The sequence below is a fragment of the Agrococcus phoenicis genome (assembly GCF_047302415.1).
GTDB lineage: Bacteria > Actinomycetota > Actinomycetes > Actinomycetales > Microbacteriaceae > Agrococcus.
Map to the genome: position 1 here is coordinate 1,824,852 of NZ_CP154854.1, position 21,035 is coordinate 1,845,886.

The 21,035-nt window shown below is 72.2% G+C and carries 21 protein-coding genes and 1 tRNA gene; 10 read left to right on the top strand and 12 right to left on the bottom strand.

What is annotated here, in order from left to right; all coding sequences use genetic code 11:
- The first annotated feature begins 4 nt into the window (after positions 1 to 4).
- The 4 genes from AA0Z99_RS08730 (at position 5) to AA0Z99_RS08745 (ending at position 4,397) form a co-directional block, all read left to right on the top strand.
- Positions 5 to 1,657: a DNA repair helicase XPB gene (locus tag AA0Z99_RS08730; RefSeq protein ID WP_413316710.1), complete on the top strand. Its 1,653-nt coding sequence runs from the start codon at positions 5 to 7 to the stop codon at positions 1,655 to 1,657.
- A gap of 42 nt (positions 1,658 to 1,699) precedes the next feature.
- On the top strand, positions 1,700 to 2,395 hold the full coding sequence (locus tag AA0Z99_RS08735) for a response regulator transcription factor (protein ID WP_413316711.1): 696 nt from the start codon (positions 1,700 to 1,702) through the stop codon (positions 2,393 to 2,395).
- Positions 2,396 to 3,991, top strand: coding sequence for a sensor histidine kinase (locus AA0Z99_RS08740; protein WP_413316712.1), 1,596 nt, complete (start codon positions 2,396 to 2,398; stop codon positions 3,989 to 3,991).
- A gap of 115 nt (positions 3,992 to 4,106) precedes the next feature.
- Complete coding sequence (locus AA0Z99_RS08745) at positions 4,107 to 4,397, top strand: WXG100 family type VII secretion target (protein WP_413316713.1); 291 nt, start codon at positions 4,107 to 4,109, stop codon at positions 4,395 to 4,397.
- Positions 4,398 to 4,502: 105 nt separating this feature from the next.
- Here the strand turns inward: AA0Z99_RS08745 and groL are convergent, their stop codons facing one another.
- The 3 genes from groL to AA0Z99_RS08760 all read right to left on the bottom strand — a co-directional run bounded on the left by groL (position 4,503) and on the right by AA0Z99_RS08760 (position 7,250).
- Positions 4,503 to 6,122, bottom strand: a complete 1,620-nt coding sequence (gene groL, locus AA0Z99_RS08750; RefSeq protein ID WP_413316714.1) for a chaperonin GroEL — start codon at positions 6,120 to 6,122, stop codon at positions 4,503 to 4,505.
- A gap of 145 nt (positions 6,123 to 6,267) precedes the next feature.
- The gene (locus AA0Z99_RS08755) at positions 6,268 to 6,825 is read right to left on the bottom strand and encodes a LytR C-terminal domain-containing protein (protein WP_413316715.1); all 558 of its coding nucleotides are present in this window, start codon (positions 6,823 to 6,825) and stop codon (positions 6,268 to 6,270) included.
- Complete coding sequence (locus AA0Z99_RS08760; RefSeq protein WP_413316716.1) at positions 6,822 to 7,250, bottom strand: DUF3263 domain-containing protein; 429 nt, start codon at positions 7,248 to 7,250, stop codon at positions 6,822 to 6,824. Before AA0Z99_RS08760 ends, AA0Z99_RS08755 begins: the two co-directional genes overlap by 4 nt.
- 86 nt (positions 7,251 to 7,336) lie before the next feature.
- Between AA0Z99_RS08760 and msrB the strand changes: the two genes are divergently transcribed.
- Positions 7,337 to 7,738, top strand: a complete 402-nt coding sequence (gene msrB, locus AA0Z99_RS08765) for a peptide-methionine (R)-S-oxide reductase MsrB (RefSeq protein WP_413316717.1) — start codon at positions 7,337 to 7,339, stop codon at positions 7,736 to 7,738.
- 103 nt (positions 7,739 to 7,841) lie between these two features.
- Here the strand turns inward: msrB and AA0Z99_RS08770 are convergent, their stop codons facing one another.
- Positions 7,842 to 8,501: a helix-turn-helix domain-containing protein gene (locus AA0Z99_RS08770; protein ID WP_413316718.1), complete on the bottom strand. Its 660-nt coding sequence runs from the start codon at positions 8,499 to 8,501 to the stop codon at positions 7,842 to 7,844.
- 87 nt (positions 8,502 to 8,588) lie between these two features.
- On the opposite strand from AA0Z99_RS08770, the gene AA0Z99_RS08775 reads away from it, so the two are divergent.
- Positions 8,589 to 9,764 carry an MFS transporter gene (locus AA0Z99_RS08775; RefSeq protein WP_413316719.1) on the top strand — a complete coding sequence of 392 codons (1,176 nt, stop codon included), beginning with the start codon at positions 8,589 to 8,591 and terminating at the stop codon, positions 9,762 to 9,764.
- On the opposite strand, the gene AA0Z99_RS08780 is transcribed toward AA0Z99_RS08775, so the two are convergent.
- Both AA0Z99_RS08780 and AA0Z99_RS08785 read right to left on the bottom strand, forming a co-directional pair.
- Complete coding sequence (locus AA0Z99_RS08780; protein WP_413316720.1) at positions 9,712 to 10,668, bottom strand: DMT family transporter; 957 nt, start codon at positions 10,666 to 10,668, stop codon at positions 9,712 to 9,714. The two genes, AA0Z99_RS08775 and AA0Z99_RS08780, sit on opposite strands and share 53 nt — an antisense overlap.
- 74 nt (positions 10,669 to 10,742) lie before the next feature.
- On the bottom strand, positions 10,743 to 11,264 hold the full coding sequence (locus tag AA0Z99_RS08785; RefSeq protein ID WP_413316721.1) for a GNAT family N-acetyltransferase: 522 nt from the start codon (positions 11,262 to 11,264) through the stop codon (positions 10,743 to 10,745).
- A gap of 118 nt (positions 11,265 to 11,382) precedes the next feature.
- On the opposite strand from AA0Z99_RS08785, the gene AA0Z99_RS08790 reads away from it, so the two are divergent.
- Positions 11,383 to 11,454 (top strand) — tRNA-Thr (locus tag AA0Z99_RS08790).
- 34 nt (positions 11,455 to 11,488) lie between these two features.
- On the opposite strand, the gene AA0Z99_RS08795 is transcribed toward AA0Z99_RS08790, so the two are convergent.
- A complete protein-coding gene (locus AA0Z99_RS08795; protein ID WP_413316722.1) occupies positions 11,489 to 12,469 on the bottom strand; it encodes a DsbA family protein in 981 nt (326 codons plus the stop codon).
- The gene (locus AA0Z99_RS08800) at positions 12,469 to 13,386 is read right to left on the bottom strand and encodes a DsbA family protein (protein ID WP_413316723.1); all 918 of its coding nucleotides are present in this window, start codon (positions 13,384 to 13,386) and stop codon (positions 12,469 to 12,471) included. Before AA0Z99_RS08800 ends, AA0Z99_RS08795 begins: the two co-directional genes overlap by 1 nt.
- Positions 13,387 to 13,555: 169 nt before the next feature.
- Between AA0Z99_RS08800 and AA0Z99_RS08805 the strand changes: the two genes are divergently transcribed.
- The gene (locus AA0Z99_RS08805; RefSeq protein ID WP_413316724.1) at positions 13,556 to 14,629 is read left to right on the top strand and encodes an ABC transporter ATP-binding protein; all 1,074 of its coding nucleotides are present in this window, start codon (positions 13,556 to 13,558) and stop codon (positions 14,627 to 14,629) included.
- Positions 14,630 to 14,759: 130 nt separating this feature from the next.
- Positions 14,760 to 16,064 carry a DUF4032 domain-containing protein gene (locus AA0Z99_RS08810; RefSeq protein ID WP_413316725.1) on the top strand — a complete coding sequence of 435 codons (1,305 nt, stop codon included), beginning with the start codon at positions 14,760 to 14,762 and terminating at the stop codon, positions 16,062 to 16,064.
- Here the strand turns inward: AA0Z99_RS08810 and rlmB are convergent, their stop codons facing one another.
- The 3 genes from rlmB to ispD are packed head-to-tail and all read right to left on the bottom strand — an operon-like array spanning position 16,065 to position 19,653.
- Positions 16,065 to 17,039 (bottom strand): 23S rRNA (guanosine(2251)-2'-O)-methyltransferase RlmB, encoded by a 975-nt coding sequence (gene rlmB / locus AA0Z99_RS08815; protein WP_413316726.1) that lies wholly within the window; start codon positions 17,037 to 17,039, stop codon positions 16,065 to 16,067.
- Positions 17,036 to 18,460, bottom strand: coding sequence for a cysteine--tRNA ligase (cysS, locus tag AA0Z99_RS08820; RefSeq protein WP_413316727.1), 1,425 nt, complete (start codon positions 18,458 to 18,460; stop codon positions 17,036 to 17,038). Before cysS ends, rlmB begins: the two co-directional genes overlap by 4 nt.
- 29 nt (positions 18,461 to 18,489) lie before the next feature.
- Positions 18,490 to 19,653: a 2-C-methyl-D-erythritol 4-phosphate cytidylyltransferase gene (gene ispD, locus AA0Z99_RS08825; protein ID WP_413316728.1), complete on the bottom strand. Its 1,164-nt coding sequence runs from the start codon at positions 19,651 to 19,653 to the stop codon at positions 18,490 to 18,492.
- Between the two features lie 116 nt (positions 19,654 to 19,769).
- Between ispD and AA0Z99_RS08830 the strand changes: the two genes are divergently transcribed.
- Positions 19,770 to 20,258, top strand: a complete 489-nt coding sequence (locus tag AA0Z99_RS08830; protein WP_413316729.1) for a DUF1648 domain-containing protein — start codon at positions 19,770 to 19,772, stop codon at positions 20,256 to 20,258.
- Between the two features lie 96 nt (positions 20,259 to 20,354).
- On the opposite strand, the gene AA0Z99_RS08835 is transcribed toward AA0Z99_RS08830, so the two are convergent.
- A complete protein-coding gene (locus tag AA0Z99_RS08835) occupies positions 20,355 to 20,843 on the bottom strand; it encodes a CarD family transcriptional regulator (RefSeq protein ID WP_413316730.1) in 489 nt (162 codons plus the stop codon).
- Between the last annotated feature and the right edge of the window lie 192 nt (positions 20,844 to 21,035).

Below are 21,035 nucleotides of genomic sequence, written 5' to 3' on the forward strand. Positions count from 1 at the left end.
CGCTATGACTTCTCCAGGCCCGCTCATCGTGCAGTCCGACCGGACGGTGCTGCTCGAGGTCGCCCATCCCGACGCCGCCGCCGCCCGTCAGGCGCTGCAGGTGTTCGCCGAGCTCGAGCGCGCGCCCGAGCACATCCACACCTACCGCGTCACGCGCCTGGGCCTCTGGAACGCGCGCGCCGCGGGCCACACCGCCGACGAGATCGTCGGCACCCTCGACACGCACGCCAAGTTCCCCGTGCCCGCCGGCGTCGCCCACGACATCCGCGAGACCATCGGCCGCTACGGCCGCCTCGTCATCGAGCGCGACGACGAGGGGCTCGTGCTGCGCAGCGACGACCGCCCGGTGCTCGAGGAGGTGCGCCGCGCCAAGAAGATCCAGCCGCTGCTCGGCGGCCCCGTCGAGGGCGGCATCCGCGTGATCGACTGGGCGCGCGGCGAGCTGAAGCAGGAGCTCGTCAAGCTCGGCTGGCCCGCCGAGGACCTCGCCGGCTACACCCCGGGCACGCCGCTGGAGATCGACCTGGTCGAGGACGGCTGGAGCATGCGCCCCTACCAGTCGGATGCGGTGACGCACTTCGCCGACGCCGGCTCGGGCGTCGTCGTGCTGCCCTGCGGCGCCGGCAAGACGATCGTCGGGGCCGCCGCGATGGCCGCGACCGACACCACGACCCTCATCCTCGTCACCAACACCGTCTCGGCCCGGCAGTGGCGAGCCGAGCTGCTCGCCCGCACGAGCCTGACCGAGGACGAGATCGGCGAGTACTCCGGCCAGTCGAAGGAGATCAAGCCGGTCACCATCGCGACCTACCAGATCCTGACGGTCAAGCGCGGCGGCGAGTACGCGCACCTCGGCGTGCTCGACGCGCTCGACTGGGGCCTCATCGTCTACGACGAGGTGCACCTGCTGCCGGCGCCCGTCTTCAAGCTCACCGCCGACCTGCAGGCGCGTCGCCGCCTCGGCCTCACCGCGACGCTGGTGCGCGAGGACGGCCGCGAGTCGGATGTCTTCAGCCTGATCGGGCCCAAGCGCTTCGACGCCCCCTGGAAGGAGATCGAGCAGCAGGGCTTCATCGCGCCGGCGGCGTGCTACGAGGTGCGCATCGAGCTCGACGAGGACGAGCGGCTCGAGTACGCCGCCTCCGGCGACCGCGACCGCTACCGGATCGCCGCATCGAGCCCGCGGAAGATCGACACCGTCAAGCGCGTGCTCGCGCAGCACCCCGACGAGCCGACGCTCGTCATCGGGCAGTACCTCGACCAGCTCGACGACCTCGCGGAGGCGCTCGGCGCACCGCTCATCACGGGCGAGACCCCCGTCTCCGAGCGCGAGGTGCTGTTCCAGGCCTTCCGGGAGGGCACCGAGCGGGTGCTCGTCGTCTCGAAGGTGGCGAACTTCTCGGTCGACCTGCCGGATGCATCCCTCGCCGTGCAGGTGTCGGGCTCGTTCGGATCGCGCCAGGAGGAGGCGCAGCGACTGGGCCGCCTGCTGCGCCCGAAGGGCGGCCGCACGGCGAGCTTCTACACGATCGTCGCCCGCGACACCGTCGATCAGGAGTTCGCGCTCGGGCGCCAGCGCTTCCTCGCCGAGCAGGGCTACGCCTACACGATCCTCGACGAGCACGAGCTCGGCACCGCCGAGCGGGCGTCTGCATGAGACGCCCAGGAACCTCTCAGCGGACGATCAGAGACTGGCTCCATGACTGAGCCCAGCGCCAAGATCCTCGTCGTCGACGACGAGCCGCACATCCGTGACCTGCTGACCACGAGCCTCCGCTTCGCGGGCTTCGACGTGCGCGCCGTCGGCGCTGGCGCAGCGGCCATCTCCGCCGTCCTGGAGGACGAGCCCGACCTCATCCTCCTCGACGTCATGCTCCCGGACATCAGCGGCTTCGGCGTGACCAAGCGGCTCCGCGCATCCGGCTTCGCGTCGCCCATCCTGTTCCTCACGGCGAAGGACGACACGGAGGACAAGATCACCGGCCTCACGGTCGGCGGCGACGACTACGTGACGAAGCCCTTCTCGCTCGACGAGATCATCGCTCGCATCAAGGCGATCCTCCGCCGCACGATGGCGGAGACGGACGACGCCACCATCCACGTCGGCGACCTCGCGATGAACCAGGACACGCACGAGGTCTCGGTCGCCGGTGAGGACATCGAGCTCTCCCCCACCGAGTTCAAGCTGCTGCGCTACCTGATGCTGAACGCCAACCGCGTGCTGTCGAAGGCGCAGATCCTCGACCACGTCTGGGAGTACGACTTCAACGGCGACGTCGGCATCGTCGAGTCCTACATCTCCTACCTGCGTCGCAAGATCGACGACCGCGTGAGCGAGCCCATGATCGTGACGAAGCGCGGATTCGGCTACATGCTGAAGACGCCGAAGGCGTAGGTGCGCCGGGGCATCGCCCGCCTGCTCGGCCGCATGTCGCTGGCCGGGCGCATCACCGCACTCATCGTCATCGTCATGACGTTCGGCCTGGCGCTGGCCGGCATCGGCACGCTGTCGATCATCCGGGACGCGCAGGTGACCGATGTCGACCGCCAGCTCGACCAGGCGATGCGGGCGTTCACGAGCGAGCAGGTCACCCGGTCGGACTCGCCCGAGCAGTGCGACCTGGCGCAGCGCATGCCCAACACCTACTACCTGGGGCTCGCGGACCCCTCGGGGCTCGTGCTCTGCGACAACAAGCTGCCGGGCCCGAGCAACCCCGACCTCAGCGGCATCTCGCTCGGCACGGTCGCGCAGGAGGACGGCGCGTTCACGCTCGAGTCGGTCGACGGGCAGACGCGCTGGCGCACGCTCGTCTCCCCCAGCACGGTCGAGGGAACGGGCGAGCTGCTGGTCTCGATCGTCGCCTCCGACCTGACCGCGACCGAGGCGAGCTCCGCCACCTTCACGCTCGTCTTCGCCGGCTTCTCGCTGCTGGCGGTGGTGCTCGGCGCGGCCCTCACGCGCATCCTCGCCGTCTCGACCCTGCGCGGGCTGCGCAAGACGGCCGCCGAGGCGCAGCGCTTCGCCGAGGGCAGCTTCGACACCCGCCTCACCGGTGAGCACCCGCGCACCGAGGTCGGCTCGCTGCAGCTCTCGCTGAACACCATGCTGGATCGCATCGAAGCGGCGCTCGAGCAGCGCGACGCCTCGGTCGCGCAGATGCGGCAGTTCGTGGGCGACGCCAGCCACGAGCTGCGCACGCCACTGGTGGCGGTGCGGGGCTATGCAGAGCTGTACCGCATGGGCGCGATCACGGAGCCCAAGGACATCCGCGGGGCGATGGAGCGCATCGAGGGCGAGGCGAAGCGCATGGCGCGACTCGTCGAGGATCTCCTGCAGCTCGCACGCCTCGACGAGCGGCGCCCGCTGGATCTGCAGCCCCTCGACCTCGGACCGCTGCTCAACGATGCCGCGAGCGACACCCGCGTCGGCTCCCCCGATCGCCGCGTGACCGTCGTCGCGATCGATGCGGATGCGGTGGGCGCCGTCGAGGGCGTCGACGAGGACGCGACGGAGCCGACGGGCGTCTTCACGCCGCCGCCGCTGCTGCCTCCCGCGATCGTCGAGGGCGACGAGCACACCCTGCGCCAGCTCCTCTCCAACCTGATCGGCAACGCGACGCGCTACACGCCGGAGGGCACTCCCATCGAGCTCGGCCTCGGCGTCTCGCTGCGGCGGAAGGAGGCGGTCGTGCTGGTCACCGACCACGGCGAGGGCATCCCCGTCGAGCTGCGCGAGCGGGTGTTCCAGCGCTTCTTCCGCGCGGACTCGTCGCGCACCCGCGACACGGGCGGCACGGGCCTTGGGCTCGCGATCGTGCGCGGCATCGTGCGAGCGCACTCCGGTCGACTCGATGTCGTCGACACCCCTGGCGGCGGGGCGACCTTCCGCATCGCCCTGCCGCTGGCGGGCGACGCCGCCGTCATGCGGCTCAGCGAGCGCCTGCGCGGCGACGCGCCGGCGACCACGACCGGCGACCGCGCGCAGCGCTAGCCCGCCGGCGCCCGCCGCCGTCTCCACAGCGCGCCGCTCGTGCCCGTCGCGCGCCCTCCCGCTGCCCTACCTTCGCCCCACGAGCGCGGATCCCCCGCGCGGGAGTGAGGGAGTCATGACCAGGTACATCGTCGACGCAGATGCCATCCACGGCGCGCACATCGCGGTGCGGGGCACCGCCAGCAGGGTGCAGGCAGAGGTCGCAGCCATGCACAGCCACCTGCAGGCGCTGCAGGACTCCTGGAGCGGCCAGGCATCCGCCGCGTTCCAGGGCGTCGTGCAGGAGTGGCGGGCGACGCAGCTGCGCGTCGAGGAGTCGCTCGCGGCCATCAACGAGGCGCTGGCCCATGCGGGGCGCCAGTACGACGAGGTCGAGCAGGGCAACCTGCGGATGTTCGCGGCGTAGCCGACGGCGGCACCGGAGCGCGCGAGCCGCAGGCGCGCACGAGTCACGAGACCCGGCGACGACGAAGGGCCCCGGCATCGCTGCCGGGGCCCTTCGCTCGATGGATCAGAAGTCCATGCCACCCGTGGGGTCAGCCGGCATGGGTGCCGACTTCTCGGGCTTCTCGGCGACGACTGCCTCGGTGGTGAGGAAGAGGCCGGCGATCGACGCGGCGTTGGCGAGCGCGGAGCGCGTCACCTTCACCGGGTCGGAGATGCCAGCGGCGAGCATGTCGACGTACTCGCCGGTCGCCGCGTTGAGGCCGAAGCCGACCTCGAGGTTGCGGACCTTCTCGACGACGACGCCCGGCTCCATGCCGGCGTTGAGGGCGATCTGCTTCAGCGGAGCGTCGACGGCGACCTTGACGATGTTCGCGCCGGTCACCTCGTCGCCCGTGAGCTCGAGGTGCTCGAAGGCGCTCTTCGCTGCCTGGATGAGCGCGACGCCACCACCGGCGACGATGCCCTCCTCGACGGCGGCCTTCGCGTTGCGCACGGCGTCCTCGATGCGGTGCTTGCGCTCCTTCAGCTCGACCTCGGTCGCAGCGCCGGCCTTGATGACGGCGACGCCACCGGCGAGCTTCGCGAGGCGCTCCTGGAGCTTCTCGCGGTCGTAGTCGCTGTCGGTGTTGTCGATCTCCTGGCGGATCTGGCGCACGCGCCCGGCGATGGCGTCGGCCTCGCCGGCGCCCTCGACGATCGTGGTCTCGTCCTTCGTGATGACGACCTTGCGCGCACGGCCCAGCATGTCGAGCGTCGTGTTCTCGAGCTTGAGGCCGACCTCCTCGGAGATCACCTGGCCGCCCGTGAGGATCGCCATGTCGGCGAGCATCGCCTTGCGGCGGTCGCCGAAGCCCGGAGCCTTGACCGCGACCGACTTGAAGATGCCGCGGATCTTGTTCACGACGAGCGTCGCGAGCGCCTCGCCGTCGACGTCCTCGGCGATGATGACGAGCTGCTTGCCCGCCTGGATCACCTTGTCGACGACCGGGAGGAGGTCCTTGATGTTCGAGATCTTCGAGTTGACTATCAGGATGTACGGGTCCTCGAAGACCGTCTCCTGGCGCTCGGGGTCCGTGACGAAGTACTGCGACAGGAAGCCCTTGTCGAAGCGCATGCCCTCGGTGAGCTCGAGCTCGGTGCCGAAGGTGTTCGACTCCTCGACGGTGACGACGCCCTCCTTGCCGACCTTGTCGATGGCCTCTGCGATGAGCGCACCGATCTCAGGGTCAGCGGCCGAGATCGAAGCCGTGGCGGCGATCTCCTCCTTGGTCTCGACCTCCTTGGCGTTCTTGAGCAGCTGCTCCGACACCGCGGCCGAGGCCTTGTCGATGCCGCGCTTCAGGCTGATCGGGTCGGCACCTGCCGCGACGTTGCGCAGGCCCTCGCGGACCAGCGCCTGCGCGAGCACGACCGACGTGGTGGTGCCGTCACCGGCGACGTCGTCGGTCTTCTTCGCGACCTCCTTGACCAGCTCGGCGCCGATCTTCTCGAACGGGTCCTCGAGCTCGATCTCCTTGGCGATCGAGACACCGTCGTTCGTGATGGTGGGGGCGCCCCACTTCTTCTCCAGCACGACGTTGCGGCCGCGCGGGCCAAGGGTCACCTTCACCGCGTCGGCGAGCTGGTTGAGTCCACGCTCGAGCCCGCGGCGGGCCTCTTCGTCGAATGCGATCATCTTTGCCATTGCAGTCTCGTCCCTCCTGGACGCCAGTACGTTCAACTGGCACTCCACCTGAGTGAGTGCCAACCCCAAGTCTGGCACTCGGAGGGGTCGAGTGCAAGCGGATCGGCCGCCCGCGGCGACGCTGAGGGCGAAGCGCCGCGCGGCGCTACGGCGCGGGCGTCTCGCCGGTCGGCGCGTGCTCGAGCTCGCCGTCATCGCGCGGCTCGACGCTCGGGGCGACGCCCACCGCGTCCGACGCCACGACGATCGTGATCGGCGTGCCCGACAGCCGGCCCTCGGAGAGCTGCACCTGCCCGACGCCCAGCTGCGCAGCGAGGCCGCGCGCGACGGGCGCGAGCTCCTCGCTGTCGAACCACACCACCGTGCCCTCGCTCTGCTGCGAGCTCGTGGCCGTCGCCACGACATCCCAGCCGGCATCCGAGAGCGCCTGGCCGACGCCTGCGGCGAGGCTCGGCTGCGCCGAGGCGTCGAGCACGGTGATGGATGCGTCGAGGGCGGGGTCGACGGCGGCCGGGTCGGTGACGATCTCGGCGGCGGCGGTCTCTGCGGGGACGACCTCGCGGGGGCGGAGCGTGTCGAGCGCGAAGAGGCCGATCGCGGTCAGCACGATCGCCGCGGCGAGCGCCGCGAGCAGGATGCCCCAGCGCGGCCAGCCGCCGCGCGCGGTCGAGCGATGCGCGCCGACGCGGTGCGTGCGACTCATCGGGCCTCGCGCAGCCGCAGCAACCGGCGCACGAGCATCGGATCGTGGCGCAGCGCCTCCTGCGTCTCGAGCAGCCCGTCGAGCACCTGGTAGTAGCGCGTCGTCGACCAGCCGAACTCGGCGCGGATCGCTCGAGCCTTCGCCCCACCGTGGTTGACCCACCCCGCTTCGAAGTCGAGCACGCGGCGGGTGCGCTCCTCGCGATCGGCGGCGTCGGGGGCCGACGCATCCGCCGCCTGCTCGGCGGCCCGGCTCGCCAGCGGGGCGACCGGAGCGATGTCGGTGGCCGAGGAGATGCTGAGGCGCGGAGCGGGAGCCGGGCGCTCGTCCGCCGGGGACTCGGTGCGCGACGCAGCGGTCGCGAACGCGAGGGCAGCCGCCTCGTCTGCGGAGCCCTGCCTGCGCGGACGCGGCTGGGTGGACATGCCATCGATCCTACGACCGCTCACGATGGCGGCCGACGCGAAACGCCTGCAGCGAACGGCAGCGCGGACGGTCGTACGCTGGAGTCATGAACGATCGCATCGAACGGTCCGACGCCGAGTGGCGCGAGACCCTCTCACCCGAAGCCTTCGCGGTGCTGCGCGAGGCGGGCACCGAGCGGCCGTGGACGGGCGCGCTGCTCGACGAGCAGCGCCAGGGCGTCTACACCTGCGGCGCGTGCGGCAACGAGCTCTTCCGCGACGAGACGAAGTTCGACGCCGGCTGCGGCTGGCCGAGCTTCTACGAGACCGTGCGCGAGGACGCGGTCGAGCTGATCGAGGATCGCACCCTCGGCATGGTGCGCACCGAGGTGCGCTGCGCGAAGTGCGGCAGCCACCTGGGCCACATCTTCGACGATGCACCCCAGACGCCGACGGGCGACCGCTACTGCATGAACTCCCTGGCGCTGAACTTCACGCCCGAGAGCTGACCGCCGGCGCACCGCTCGGCCGATCGCGCAGGCCGGCCGCGCGATCGGCCGGCCATCAGCAGGTGAGCCCGGGCCATGCGCCCGCGCTCCCGACGCGCTGGGCTCAGGCGTCGCCGACGCCGTGCGCCGAGATCGCTGCGCGCGCGAGCCGGCGCCCGACCGCGATCGGCTCCTCCGGCGTGCCGCGCAGGAACGCCGCGAGCGTGCCGGAGTAGGCCAGCTGCACCGCGTCCGCGAGCTCTCGCGCGCGGCTGGGCGCCAGCGGCTGCGCGAGCCGCAGCAGCCGCTCGTCGAGCAGCGCCGTGTCGTCCGCCAGCACCGCGGCGACGGGCGCCGGCGCATCGCGCAGCTCGGCGCTCGCCGCGAGGAACGCGCACCAGCGGGCCGGCTCGTGCACGGACGGCTGAGCCGCAGGCAGCGCGGCAACGGCTGGCGCGGGGCTGCCACCTGCACGAGCCGAGGCGCCGCGCACGCCGCTGCGGTAGTCCTCGAGCGCGTCGAAGATGGCGAGCATCCGGCCGGTGTCGTCGGCTGCGGCGAGCACGTGGCGATCCCAGATCTCGCGCCAATCGCGCAGTCGTGCCTCGAGCGCCGCTGCGACGAGGCCGTCCTTGGTGCCGAAGTGCGCGTAGAGCGTCGCCGCCGCGACCCCGGCCTCGCGCAGCACCTCGTCGACCGGCGTCGCTCGGATCCCGCGGTCGAAGAGCAGGCGGTCGGCGGCGTGCAGCAGCCGCTCGCGGGCTGCGGGACGTGCTGCGTGCATGCACTCACCGTAACGGTCGTTGCAGTGCAACGCTCGTTCTGTTCTACTAGAACGGACGTTTCAGTAATGCGATCGGAGGAGGTTGGGATGCGCGGAGCGGTCGCGGCAGGCATGGCGCTCATCGCGGCGACCTACGGGCTCGCGCGATTCGGCTACGGACTCTTCCTGCCGCAGCTCAGCGCCGCCTTCACGCTCTCGCCCGCCGTGGCGGGTCTCGTGCAGGCCGGGAGCTTCCTCTCCTACTGCTGCGCAGCCGCGCTGGCCGCGGGCATCGCGCGCCGGCCCCGCTGGGGCGTCGCAGCGGCAGGGGCCAGCGCGGCAGCGGGCGCCGCGGGCATCGCGCTCGCGCAGAGCCCGCTCGCCCTCGCAGCGAGCGTCATCCTCGCCGGAGCGGGTGCGGGCTTCGCGAGCCCGGCGCTCGTCGCCCTCGTGCAGCGCGCGAGCGCGGCGGAGCACGAGGAGCGCGCGCAGACGACGGTCAACGCCGGCACCGGTGTCGGCATCGTCGCCGCCGCGCTGCTGCTCGTGCTGGCGGGCGAGCAGTGGCGTGCCGCCTGGGGCGCCGTGGCGCTGCTCGCGACAGCCGCCGCCGTCGCTGTGCTGCTCGCCGACCGCCGCTCGGTGGCCGCCCCGCCCGCCGAGCGCGAGCCGCGCGAGGGCGCTCGGCTCCGACCGCTCGTGGCACCCATCATCGCGGCGCTCCTGGCCGGTGCCTCGAGCGCCGCGATCTGGACCTTCGGCAGCACGCTGCTGACCGATGCCGCGCCCCTCGGCCCCAGCACGCCCGTGCTCGCCTGGGCCATCCTCGGTGCCTCCGGCGCGGCGGGCGCGTGGGCGGCGCGCCTGGTGCAGGCCTGGAGCTTGCGCGCCGCCTGGGCGACCACCAGCCTCACGATGGTCGCTGCCACGCTCGCGCTCGGCCTCGTTCCCGGTCTCGCGCCGCACGCCGGCGCGCTGGCGGGCGCGGCGACGCTCCTCGGAGCCGCAGCGTTCGGCGCCGGCTACACCGCCCTCAGCGGTGTGCTCATCGTCTGGGCGACACGCCTCGATCCCGCGCGCGCCGCCCAGGGCACCGTCGTGCTGTTCGTCGCACTCGCCGTCGGGCAGTCCTCGGGCGCAGCGGCGATCGGCGCCCTGCTCGAGCCGCTGACCGCCGCCGCCGCCTTCGCCGTGGCGGGCGCCCTGGGCGTGGCCGCGGTGCTGCCGGTGCTCAGGAGCGCCGGGGCCGCCGGATCGACGACACCGCGACCGCGACGATCGTGAGCGCGGCACCGAGCAGCGACCACGCGGTCACCGGATGGTCCGCGGGCATCACGAGGTCGAGGACGACGGAGGCGACGACCTGGCCGCAGATGGTGGCGAGGCCGAGCGCGAGCACTCCCAGGTGGTGCACGGCCACCGACACGATCGCCATCACGCACACGCCCAGCACACCGCCGATGTAGAGCCACGGCTCGCTCGGCAGCGGCTGCGCCTCGACCCCTGCGAGCGCCTGCACGCCCACGATGATCCCGAGCAGCGCGGTGCCGACGACGAAGTTCTGGGCGCTCTGGGCGACCGCAGAGCCGGAGTGGCGCTGCACCAGGCCGCCCATCGCCTGCTGCAGCGCTTGCAGCAGCCCCGCGACGAACGGCAGCACGACCAGCCACACCGCGACGACCTCTCCCGTCGACACCAGCGCCAGGCCCACGGCGACGAGCGCCAGCAGCGCCCCGATCACGCGCGGCGCCGTGATGGGCTTGCGCGCGAGCCCGCCGAACGCCAGGCGGTCGACGGCGAGGCCGCTGATCGTCTGCCCGGCGACTTGACCGACGGTGAACAGCGCGATGCCGATGATGCCCGCGGCGAGGCCCTGCGAGGCGACCACGAAGGCGCCGATGCAGCCCGTCGTGAGGTACCACCACGGCATGGAGCCGTCGCGCACGACGGCGATCAGGCGAGCCACGCCCGCCCGCGACCTCGGCGAGACCAGCATGACGAGGGCGAGGAAGCCGCAGCCGATCAGGAAGGAGACGAGCGCCGCCAGCATGCCCTGATCGAGCCGCACCCCGAGCTCGCCGTTGACGCGCCCCTGGGTCGCCAGCCCTGCGCCGGCGAGGACCGCGATGAGCGTCCACAGCAGCGGCCGCCGCGCGGCGGGCTGGTCGGTGCGGGGGATCTGGCTCACCGACCAAGCCTAGAACGATGTCAGACTCCCTGCGGTGCTCGGTCGCCCGCGCTTCCGCCCGCCGTGCGAGCGCCTCAGAGCGGCGAGAGGGACGGGGCCGGATCGCTCGCGAGTCGCGCCAGTCGCACGACGTCGAAGCGCTCTGCGCGGCCATGCGCGTCGACGTAGCGCAGCCGCTCGCGCTCGACGCCCTCGCGCACGAAGCCGGCGCGCTCCGCGACCGCGATCGACGCCGGGTTGTTCGCGCGCGCACCCAGCTCCAGCCGATGGAAGCCGTCGGCGAACAGGCGCGTCGAGACCGTGTCGAGCGCGCGGCTCGCGAGCCCGGCCCCTCGTGCCGCCGGGGCCAGCCAGTACGACATCCACGCCGTGCCGTGCCGCGCATCGCGCTCAGCTGCCATGACGCATCCGACCGCTTCGTCGTCGAGCGCGATCGCGAGCGCCTCGCCCTCGATCGCGGCGAGGTAGCGGCGAGCGTCGTCGATCGTCACGAGCGGCGGCGCCTGCCGGTGCAGGTCGGCGGATGCGCGGAAGGCGGCGAGCACGGCGGTCGCGTCGCGCTCAGGTCGCCACGGGCGGAGGCTCGGCGTCGGCACGGTGCCAGTCTGCCAGCGCTCGACGCGGGCCTGCTGCGGCTGCGGCTCAGGCCCGCCGGCGCTGCACTCCGACCGCCCGATCGCCGGTCGTAGGATGGACGGACGCCGCGAGGCGAGCGCCTCCTTAGCTCAGTGGTAGAGCAACGCTCTTGTAAAGCGTAGGTCGTCAGTTCGATCCTGACAGGGGGCTCGGGTCGAGCGCGACGCGCGCTCCCGCGAGAGCCCTACGACGGGTTCGCGATGAAGGCGGCCAGCGCGTCGGGGTCGCTGATGTCGCCCGCGAAGGTGATGCCGCCGACCAGCACCGACGGCGTGCCGCGCAGCGGCTCGGCGCCCTGCAGCGGCTGCTCGATCGCGCGCACCGTGGCCTGGCGCACCCACCAGGCGAACTGCGCGGACTCGACGCACGTGCCGACGTCGGCACCCTGCTCGGCCGCGAGCGCCGAGACCTCGGTCGCCTCGAAGGGATGCTGCTGCAGGTGGGCGACGAGGGCGCTCTGGAAGGGCCGGTAGGCCGCTGGCGCCGCATCGGCGACGCACGCGAGGGCGTTGGCGCCGAGCGTGGAGGCGTAGCCGCTCTCGATCGAGTCGCCGAGCGCGACGGGCAGGTACGCCACGCGCGCGGCACCGCTGTCGGCCAGCTCGGTCAGCAGCGCACCGCTCGCCGAGAGCAGCCGGTCGCAGTACTCGCACTGCGCGTCGATCACGACCAGCACCTCCGGCACATCGCCCGCGGGCTCGCTCGGCGACGGCTCGGCCTCCGCGGGCACAGGCGCCGCCTCGATGACGCCGTCGGCGTCGAACGCGATCGCGTCGGCCATGTTGGCGGGCCCATCGGCGGCGGTGAGCGTGACGATCTGGCCGCCGAGCCGCTGCTGGATGGCCGCGACCTCGGGATCGCGGATCACCCAGCGACCCGAGACGAGCACGGTCTGCTCCTGCAGCTGGCGCTCCGTCGCGATGGCCTGCGCCTGATCGGCGTCCGCGGCGAGGATCAGCTCGGTCTCGCTGCCGCACTGGGCGACCACGGGAGCGCTGTCATCGTCGCGGTACTGCTCGACGAGCTCATCGCACCCGCCGCCGGCCTCGAGGTAGGCGGCGCCGAGCTCGCCGATCGTGGTGATCGGCGGCGCCGGCTGCGCGGCGCACCCGGCCAGCAGGGTCAGCGCGAGCAGCGCAGCCCCCACCGGCCGGGCGGCGCGCATCAGCCCTCGTCTGCGGGCGCGGTGGTCTCGGCCGGCGCCTCGGACTCCTCGGGCTCCTCGCCCGACTCGCCGCTCTGCTGACCGGCTGCCGCCGTGACGAAGGCCGAGAAGCCTGCGGCGTCAGCCGCGGCACCCGGGTACTGCTGGCCGTTGACGAGCACCGTCGGGGTGCGATCGGCGACGACCCCGTCGGTGCCCGGCAGCGGCTCCGTGCCCGCGCGCGTCGTGGCCTCGGTGACCCAGTTCATGAAGCGGCCGTCGTTGATGCACTCCGCGATGCCGCTGCTGGTGTCGATGCCGGCACCTTCGGTGACGGCGATGATCTCGTCGTTCGACAGGCCGGAGGTGGCCTCCGCGGGCTGGTTGTCGAACATCGCGGCGTTGAAGTCCCAGAAGCTGTCCGGCGCGAACTCCGCCACGCAGGCCGCAGCGGCGGCCGAGCGGGTCGAGAACTTCGTGCCGAGCGAGGCGCGGTCGAGGATCGAGATCGGGTGGATCTCGACGGTCGCGGCGCCGGTGCTCAGCAGCTGCTCGAGGGTGGCCGTGTTCGCCTCGTCGAACTCACCGCAGATCGGGCACATGTAGTCCTGGTAGATCTCGATCTGGATGATGTCCTCGCGGGGCTCCGTCGGCGTCGGCTCGCCCTCCGCGGGCGTCGCGGCGGTGCGCTCGGCGACGAAGTCCTGGCCGATGACGATGCCGTTCGAGGCCATGTTCTCCGGGCCCGGGCCGGCGGGGCGGATGCTGTTGACGATCACGACGGCCACGATGGCGACGATGGCGACCGCGGCGATGATGATGCCGCCGACGGTCAGGCCCTTCTTGACGCGCTCCTTGCGGCGGCGCTCCTCCTGCATCTTGCGGGCCTGCTCGCGCGCCTGCGCGCGGCGCTCGTTCTTCGTCAGCTTGTCGCTCATGCGTCCTTGTCCTGTGTCGGCCGGGATCCGGCAGGAGACGCGATCCCATCACGCGCCATCGTCTAGGGTACCGGGCCTCCGGCATGCCAAGATGTCCCCGCGGGCGACGTCGCCCGCACCTGACACGACGGATCGTCCGGCACGTACCTGCCGGTGGAAGGAATCGACAATGGCGTCAGTGACGTTCGACAAGGCATCCCGCATCTATCCGGGGAGCACCAAGCCGGCTGTGGATCAGATCGACCTGGAGATCGCCGACGGGGAGTTCCTCGTGCTGGTCGGCCCCTCCGGCTGCGGGAAGTCCACCACCCTGCGCATGCTCGCGGGCCTCGAAGAGGTCAACGACGGGCGCATCATGATCGGTGACCGCGACGTCACCGACATGCCCCCGAAGGATCGCGACATCGCGATGGTCTTCCAGAACTACGCGCTCTACCCCCACATGACGGTCGCCGAGAACATGGGCTTCGCGCTCAAGATCGCCGGCGTCTCCAAGGAGGAGCGCGCCAAGCGCGTCGAGGAGGCTGCGAAGCTGCTCGACCTCGAGCAGTACCTCGGCCGCAAGCCCAAGGCGCTCTCCGGCGGTCAGCGCCAGCGCGTCGCGATGGGCCGAGCGATCGTCCGCCAGCCGCAGGTCTTCCTGATGGACGAGCCGCTGTCGAACCTCGACGCCAAGCTGCGCGTGCAGACGCGCACGCAGATCGCGTCGCTGCAGCGCCGACTCGGCGTCACCACGGTCTACGTCACGCACGACCAGACCGAGGCGCTCACGATGGGCGATCGCATCGCCGTGCTGAAGGACGGCCTGCTGCAGCAGGTGGGCACGCCGCGCGACCTCTACGGCCAGCCCGCCAACGTGTTCGTCGCGGGCTTCATCGGCAGCCCGGCGATGAACCTGATGGAGCTCAGCCGGCACGATCGCGGCGTGCACTTCGGCGACCACATCGTCGAGATCCCGCGCGACCAGATCTCCGGCGCGAAGGACGGCATCATCGTCGGCGTCCGCCCGGAGGACGTCTCGGTCGCCGAGCAGGGCCCGGGCCTGCCGGTGACGGTCGACCTGGTCGAGGAGCTCGGCGCCGACGGCTACCTCTACGGTCACGCAGACGTGGAGGGCAAGCGCGTCGACATCGTCGCGCGCGTCGATGGCCGCAACCACGCGAAGCTCGGCGACACGGTGTTCATCACGCCCGACCCGACGCACCTGCACGTGTTCGACAAGGAGACCGGCCAGCGCCTCTGAGGCGCAGTCCGCTCCAGCGCGGCCCCGGGCTCCGGCTCGGGGCCGCGCTGGCGTCTGCGACGGGGCATGCGGGGCGAAGGAGCTGCGGCGACGCGTGGGCTCGGGCCGGCGTCGCGCCTACGATGGCGGCATGGCCTCTGACCTGCGGATCACCTCGTCGCTGATGGACGCCACGCTGCTCGACCTGCCGTGGGACCTGCCGCTCGACCAGTGGAGCGACGACGACGTCGTGCAGCTGCCGAAGGGCATCTCGCGGCACCTCGTGCGGTTCGCGCGGCTCAGCGGCCGCGTGGTGGCGATCAAGGAGACGACGGCCGAGATGGCCAATCGCGAGTACGCCCTCCTGCGCACGCTCCAGCGCCTCGACGTGCCGTGCGTCGAGCCGCTCGCCGTGATCGCCGAGCGCACCGACGACCAGGGCGCTCCGCTCGCGGCCGTGCTCGTCACGCGGCACCTGCGCTTCTCGCTCCCCTACCGGGCGCTCTACTCCTCGTCGATGAAGGAGTCGACCGCCGAGCGGCTCGTGGATGCGCTGGCCGGCCTGCTCGTGCGCCTGCACCTGGTCGGCTTCTACTGGGGCGACGTGTCGCTGTCGAACACGCTCTTCCGGCGCGACGCGGGCGCCTTCGCCGCCTACCTCGTCGACGCGGAGACGGGCACGCTCGAGCCGGGCGGCCTCTCCGACGGCAGGCGCCTCGACGACCTCGAGGTCGCGCGGGTGAACATCGCGGGCGAGCTGCTCGACCTCGCCGCTGGCGACCGGCTCGACGAGTCGATCGACCCCGTCGCGGTGGCCGGCTCGATCGTCGCGAAGTACACCTCCCTCTGGCACGAGCTGCACAGCGATCAGGTGATCCCCGCAGGCGAGCGGCACCGGATCCGCGAGCGCATCGAGCGCCTGAACGCGCTCGGCTACGACATCGGCGAGCTCTCGATCAGCACCGGCGACGGCGGCACGACCGTGGCGATCCGGCCGAAGGTCGTCGACCCCGGGCACCACCACCGCCGACTGCAGTCGCTCACCGGGATCGACGCGGAGGAGAACCAGGCCAGGCGCATGCTCAACGACCTCGACGAGTACGTCGCCGTGCACCGGGACGAGCGGCCGAACGTCGGCGACGAGGCGCTCGCGAACCAGTGGTTCGAGCGCGTATTCGCCCCCATCGTCGAGTCGATCCCGATCGAGCTGCGCGGCAAGCTCGAGGGGCCGGAGGTGTTCCACCAGGTGCTCGAGCACCGCTGGTACCTCTCCGAGCAGCGACAGAGCGAGGTGCCGCTCGAAGAGGCCGCCGCGAGCTACATCGAGACGCAGCTCGCCTTCCGGCGCGATGAGGCGGCGCTGCTCGACGTGCCGCTCACCATGACCATGCCCGTCGTGACGCTGCAGGACAGCGACGACGAGGAGGACGAGCCGGACTGGCGCGACCTGGTGTGATCAGCGCGCGGAGCGGCGCTTCGCGACCTCGTACAGCGTGACGGACGCGGCGATGCCGGCGTTCAGGGATTCGGTCATCGACTCGATGGGGATCGAGACGATCGCGTCGCACGTCTCCGCCACCAGTCGCGAGACGCCCTTGCCCTCGCTGCCGACCACCACGACGAGCGGTCCGTCGGCGAGGTCGAGCTCGTGCAGGGGCACGTCGCCGTCGCCGTCCAGGCCGATCACGAACATCCCCTCGCCCTTGAGCTCCTTCAAGGTCGCGGTCAGGTTGGAGGCCATCGCGACCGGCACGCGCGCCGCGGCCCCGGCAGAGGTCTTCCAGGCCGAGGCGGTGACGCCCACCGAGCGGCGCTGCGGCACGATGACGCCCTGCGCGCCGAAGGCGGCGGCCGAGCGGATGATCGCACCGAGGTTGCGCGGATCGGTGACGCCGTCGAGCGCGACGAACAGCGGGTTCTGGCTGCGGCCGCGCACGGTCTCGAGCAGGTCGATGGGATGCGCGTACTGGTACGGCGGCACCTTCAGCGCGACGCCCTGGTGCACGGCGTCGTGGCCGGAGATGCGGTCGAGCTCTGGCCGCATCACCTCGAGCACGGGCACGCCGCGCTTGTTCGCGAGCGAGAGGATCTCCTTGACGCGGTCGTCCATCTCGAGCCGCGCGGCCAGGATCAGCGAGGTCGCAGGGATCTTCGCCTTCAGCGCCTCGAGCACCGAGTTGCGGCCGGTGACCAGCTCGGAGTCGTCCTTCGCCGACGAGGGCTTGCGGTGTCGGGGCGGCTCGGGTCGACGACCGGTCTTGCTCGAGGCGGCCTCGTAGCGCTCTCGCGCTGCCTTCCGCTGCCCGGCCGGGTGCCAGGAGCGATCCTCGGCCTTCGGCGTCGGGCCCTTGCCCTCGAGCGACTTGCGGCCGTGCCCGCCGGTGCCCTTCAGCGGGCCCTTCTTGCGCGGTGGGCGCTGCTGCTTGCTCATGCGATGCTCCAAGTGGTGGTGTCTCTGCCGTCCTCGACGAGGATCCCGGCTGCCGCGAGCGCGTCGCGGATGCGGTCTGAGGCGGCGAAGTCCTTCGCCGCTCGAGCCTCGCGGCGCTCCGCCAGCAGCGTCTCGACCAGGCTGGCCAACGCGAGCGACTGCGGTGCAGCGCGCTCGGCCGACACTCCAGACTGCCACACCGCGTCCTCCGGGTCGAGCCCCAGCACCTGCAGCATCGCCCGCACCTCCCCCGCCCGAGCCAGCGCGGCAGCGTCGTCCCCGGCGTCGAGGGCGACGTTGGCGGCTCGGGTGACCTCGTGCAGCACCGCCACCGCCTGCGGCGTCGACAGGTCGTCGTCCATGGCCGCGCCGAACGCATCCGGCACCGGCGACGAGGCGAGCTCGCCCACCCGAGCGGCCCGCACGAGCAGCGACTCGATGCGACCGAAGGCGGCCTCGGCCTCGGCGAGCGAGCCGCCCTCGAGGCTGCCGCCGTCGGTGCGCAGGTCGATGGTCGAGCGGTAGTGGCTCGCGATCAGGAGGTAGCGGGCCACGATCGGCCGCACCGCGCGCAGCAGATCGGCCGCGAAGATCGAGTTGCCGAGCGACTTCGACATCTTCTCGCCGTCGACGTTGACGAGGCCGTTGTGGCTCCAGACCCGGGCGAAGCCGAGCCCTGCGGCGCTCGACTGCGCCAGCTCGTTCTCGTGGTGCGGGAACCGCAGGTCGAGACCGCCGCCATGGATGTCGAAGGCGTCGCCGAGGTACCTGCGTGCCATGGCCGAGCACTCGATGTGCCACCCGGGCCGGCCGGCGCCCCACGGCGACTGCCACGTCGCCGACGCGGGCTCGTCGGCCTTCGCCGCCTTCCAGAGCGCGAAGTCGCGCGGGTCGCGCTTGCCTCGCGGGTCGGCGTCGGCGGCGGGCTCCATCTTGTCGACCGACTGCCGCGTGAGCGCGCCGTAGCGATCCCAGGAGCGCACGTCGAAGTAGACATCCGCCGAGCCGTCGAGCGCCGGGTACGCGTGACCGCGCTCGATGAGCAGCGCGATGAGCGCGTGCATCTCGGGCACGGAGGCGGTGGCGCGCGGCTCGTAGGTCGGCGCGAGCACGCCGATGGCGCGGTACGCCGCCGTGAACTCGAGCTCGATGCGGTAGGCCAGCGCCCACCAGGGCTCGTCGACGGCGTTGACGAGCACCTTGTCGTCGATGTCGGTGACGTTGCGGACGAAGGTGACGCGGTGGCCGCGGTGCGTGAGCCAGCGGCGCCAGACGTCGTAGGCGACGGCGCTGCGCACGTGGCCGACGTGCGGCGACGACTGCACGGTCGGCCCGCAGACGTACATCGAGACCTCACCGGGCTGCAGCGGCTGCAGGTCGACGACGGCCTGCTGCTTGGAGTCGTAGATGCGCACGGTCACGGTAGCCAAGGCTACTTGGCGCATCTGCCCTACTCGGCGCGGCGGATCAGTGCCGTCGCGACCGCCTGCACGCCCTCGCCGCGACCGATCGCGCCGAGCCCGTCGGTCGTCGTGCCAGAGACGCTCACCGGAGCGCCGACCATCGCCGACAGCGCCGCCTGCGCCTCGTCGCGACGGGTGCCGATGCGCGGCGTGTTGCCGAGCACCTGCACCGACACGTTCACCGGTGCCCAGCCGTGCTCAGCCAGTCGCTCGAGCGCAGCCCGCACGAACACCGATCCTGCCGCGCCGGCGTGCTGCGGGTCGTCGACGCCGACGAGCCCGCCGATGTCGCCCAGGCCGGCAGCGCCGAGCAGCGCATCGACGATCGCGTGGCAGACGGCATCCCCGTCGGAGTGCCCGGCGAGCCCCTGGCCCTCCCACTCCAGCCCGGCGAGGCGCAGCGGCCCGTCGCCGCCGAAGCCGTGCACGTCCACCCCGACGCCGGTCCTGATGTCCACCGCGGCCCCCTTCGCCGATCCCCGCTCGCCCAGCAGCGACGCCGCTCGATCGGCGTCCGCGGCGGTCGTGATCTTGAAGGCGAGCTCGTCGCCCTGCACCGGCACGACCCGCTCGCCGAGGGCCTGCACGAGCTGCGCGTCGTCGGTGGAGGCGCCCCGCGCATCCGCTGCCGCGTCGTAGGCGCGTCGCAGCACCGCGGTCTCGAAGCCCTGCGGGGTCTGCATGGCGCGCAGCACCGAGCGGTCGACGATGGCGCCGAGCCCCGCATCGCCCGCCTCGCGGATGGTGTCGACCACCGGCAGCACCGGCACGACCGCTCGCGCGCCATCGCGCAGCACCGAGCGCACGCGCTCGACCTGCGCCACCGGCGTCAGCGCGCGGGCCGCGTCGTGCACGAGCACCCACCGCGCATCGCCCGCCGCCGCGAGCCCGGCGGCGACCGAGTCGGCCCGGGTCGCTCCTCCCGTGACCACCGCGGCGCCGACGCCGGCGCGCGCTGCGATCGCCGAGGCATGCGCCTCGAACCCGACGGGCACGACCACGACGATGGATGCGGTGGCCAGGCCCGCGAGACCGCGCAGCGCGTGCTCGAGGATGGTGGCGCCCGCGACCTCGGCGAACGCCTTCGGCACGCCGCGGCCGAGCCGGGTGCCGCTGCCCGCGGCGACGACGATGATGGCGGTGTCGGTCACAGCGACAGCCTAGGTGGATGGTCGCGGAGCGGGCTCCGGTGCGGGCGGCCGGGCGGTGGCGACGCACGGTGCGCCGCCGCCCAGCCGTCGATCCCGCCTGGCTAGGCTCGAAGGCGATGACTCGCGCTGCTCGCCCCGCTCGCACCTACGCCACGGGTGCGGTGACGCGGCGGCTGCGCCTGGCAGCGCTGCTCGGCAGCGCCGCGATCGCCGTGTGGCTCGTGGCGCAGTACCCCTCGCTGCCCGATGTCCTCCCCACGCACTTCGGCCCGGGTGGCGAGGCAGACGCCTGGGGCAGCAAGGCGAGCGTGCTGTGGCTCGCCGGCCTCGCGGTCGGCATGGGGGCGCTCCTCGGCTGGCTCTCGACCCGCCCACGCTCCTTCAACTACCCGACCCCGGTCACCGAGCAGAACGCGCAGGGCCTCTACCGCGAGGGCGAGCGCACCCTCGTGTGGTTGCTGGTGGCGGTGACGCTCGCGTTCGCGGGCCTCGCGCTCATGGTCACCGGGAACGGCGGCACGGCGCTGCTCGTCGTGGGCCTGATCGGCTCGCTCGCGAGCACCCTCGCCGGCCTCGTGCGCCTGATGCTGGTGACGACGAGGTAGAGGGCACGCAGAGAGGCACCCGCCCTTGGGGAGCGGGTGCCTCAGCTCTGCGCCAGATCGCTGCTGCAGCTCGCGCTGCGCGACGACCGGAGTGCGTCAGCTCGCGGGTGCGAGCGCCTCGTCGAGGCGTGCGGCCGCGGCATCCTCGTCGGTCTTCTCCGCGAGCGCGAGCTCCGACACCAGGATCTGGCGGGCCTTCGCGAGCATGCGCTTCTCGCCGGCCGAGAGGCCGCGGTCCTGATCGCGGCGGCTCAGGTCGCGCACGACCTCGCTCACCTTGATGACGTCGCCGGAAGCGAGCTTCTCGACGTTCGCCTTGTAGCGGCGCGCCCAGTTCGTGGGCTCCTCGGTGAAGTCTGCGCGCAGCACCTCGAAGACCCGATCCAGGCCCTCTTCGCCGATGACATCGCGCACGCCCACCATGTCGACGTTGGCAGCGGGGACCTCGATCGTGAGACCGCCCTGTGCGACGTTGAGCTTGAGGTAGGTCATCTCGATGCCCTTGACCTTGCGCACCTTGACCTCGGTGATCGTCGCAGCGCCGTGGTGGGGGTAGACGACTGTCTCTCCGACCTCAAAGTTCATCGAATGCTCCTCGTCATAGCCAGAACCTTGATTTTATCACAGCGTGTCGCTCGCCAGCGCCCGCCGACCGTGGTTGAATCTCGCCCTTCTCGCTGCGGTCAGCACCTCTGCGCGCACGCGAGGAGGCGCGTACTAGACTCATCCAGACGGCGCCACCCGCACCTGATCGGCGTTCGTCCACCGTCGAAAGGG

Bases quoted from the DNA above. Each gene is read 5' to 3' on its own strand.
- AA0Z99_RS08730 (WP_413316710.1), top strand. From the start codon at position 5: ATGACTTCTCCAGGCCCGCTCATCGTGCAGTCCGACCGGACGGTGCTG.
- AA0Z99_RS08735 (WP_413316711.1), top strand. From the start codon at position 1,700: ATGACTGAGCCCAGCGCCAAGATCCTCGTCGTCGACGACGAGCCGCAC.
- AA0Z99_RS08745 (WP_413316713.1), top strand. From the start codon at position 4,107: ATGACCAGGTACATCGTCGACGCAGATGCCATCCACGGCGCGCACATC.
- groL (WP_413316714.1), bottom strand. From the start codon at position 6,122: ATGGCAAAGATGATCGCATTCGACGAAGAGGCCCGCCGCGGGCTCGAG.
- AA0Z99_RS08755 (WP_413316715.1), bottom strand. From the start codon at position 6,825: ATGAGTCGCACGCACCGCGTCGGCGCGCATCGCTCGACCGCGCGCGGC.
- AA0Z99_RS08760 (WP_413316716.1), bottom strand. From the start codon at position 7,250: ATGTCCACCCAGCCGCGTCCGCGCAGGCAGGGCTCCGCAGACGAGGCG.
- msrB (WP_413316717.1), top strand. From the start codon at position 7,337: ATGAACGATCGCATCGAACGGTCCGACGCCGAGTGGCGCGAGACCCTC.
- AA0Z99_RS08770 (WP_413316718.1), bottom strand. From the start codon at position 8,501: ATGCACGCAGCACGTCCCGCAGCCCGCGAGCGGCTGCTGCACGCCGCC.
- AA0Z99_RS08775 (WP_413316719.1), top strand. From the start codon at position 8,589: ATGCGCGGAGCGGTCGCGGCAGGCATGGCGCTCATCGCGGCGACCTAC.
- AA0Z99_RS08795 (WP_413316722.1), bottom strand. From the start codon at position 12,469: ATGCGCGCCGCCCGGCCGGTGGGGGCTGCGCTGCTCGCGCTGACCCTG.
- AA0Z99_RS08800 (WP_413316723.1), bottom strand. From the start codon at position 13,386: ATGAGCGACAAGCTGACGAAGAACGAGCGCCGCGCGCAGGCGCGCGAG.
- AA0Z99_RS08805 (WP_413316724.1), top strand. From the start codon at position 13,556: ATGGCGTCAGTGACGTTCGACAAGGCATCCCGCATCTATCCGGGGAGC.
- AA0Z99_RS08810 (WP_413316725.1), top strand. From the start codon at position 14,760: ATGGCCTCTGACCTGCGGATCACCTCGTCGCTGATGGACGCCACGCTG.
- rlmB (WP_413316726.1), bottom strand. From the start codon at position 17,039: ATGAGCAAGCAGCAGCGCCCACCGCGCAAGAAGGGCCCGCTGAAGGGC.
- AA0Z99_RS08830 (WP_413316729.1), top strand. From the start codon at position 19,770: ATGACTCGCGCTGCTCGCCCCGCTCGCACCTACGCCACGGGTGCGGTG.
- AA0Z99_RS08835 (WP_413316730.1), bottom strand. From the start codon at position 20,843: ATGAACTTTGAGGTCGGAGAGACAGTCGTCTACCCCCACCACGGCGCT.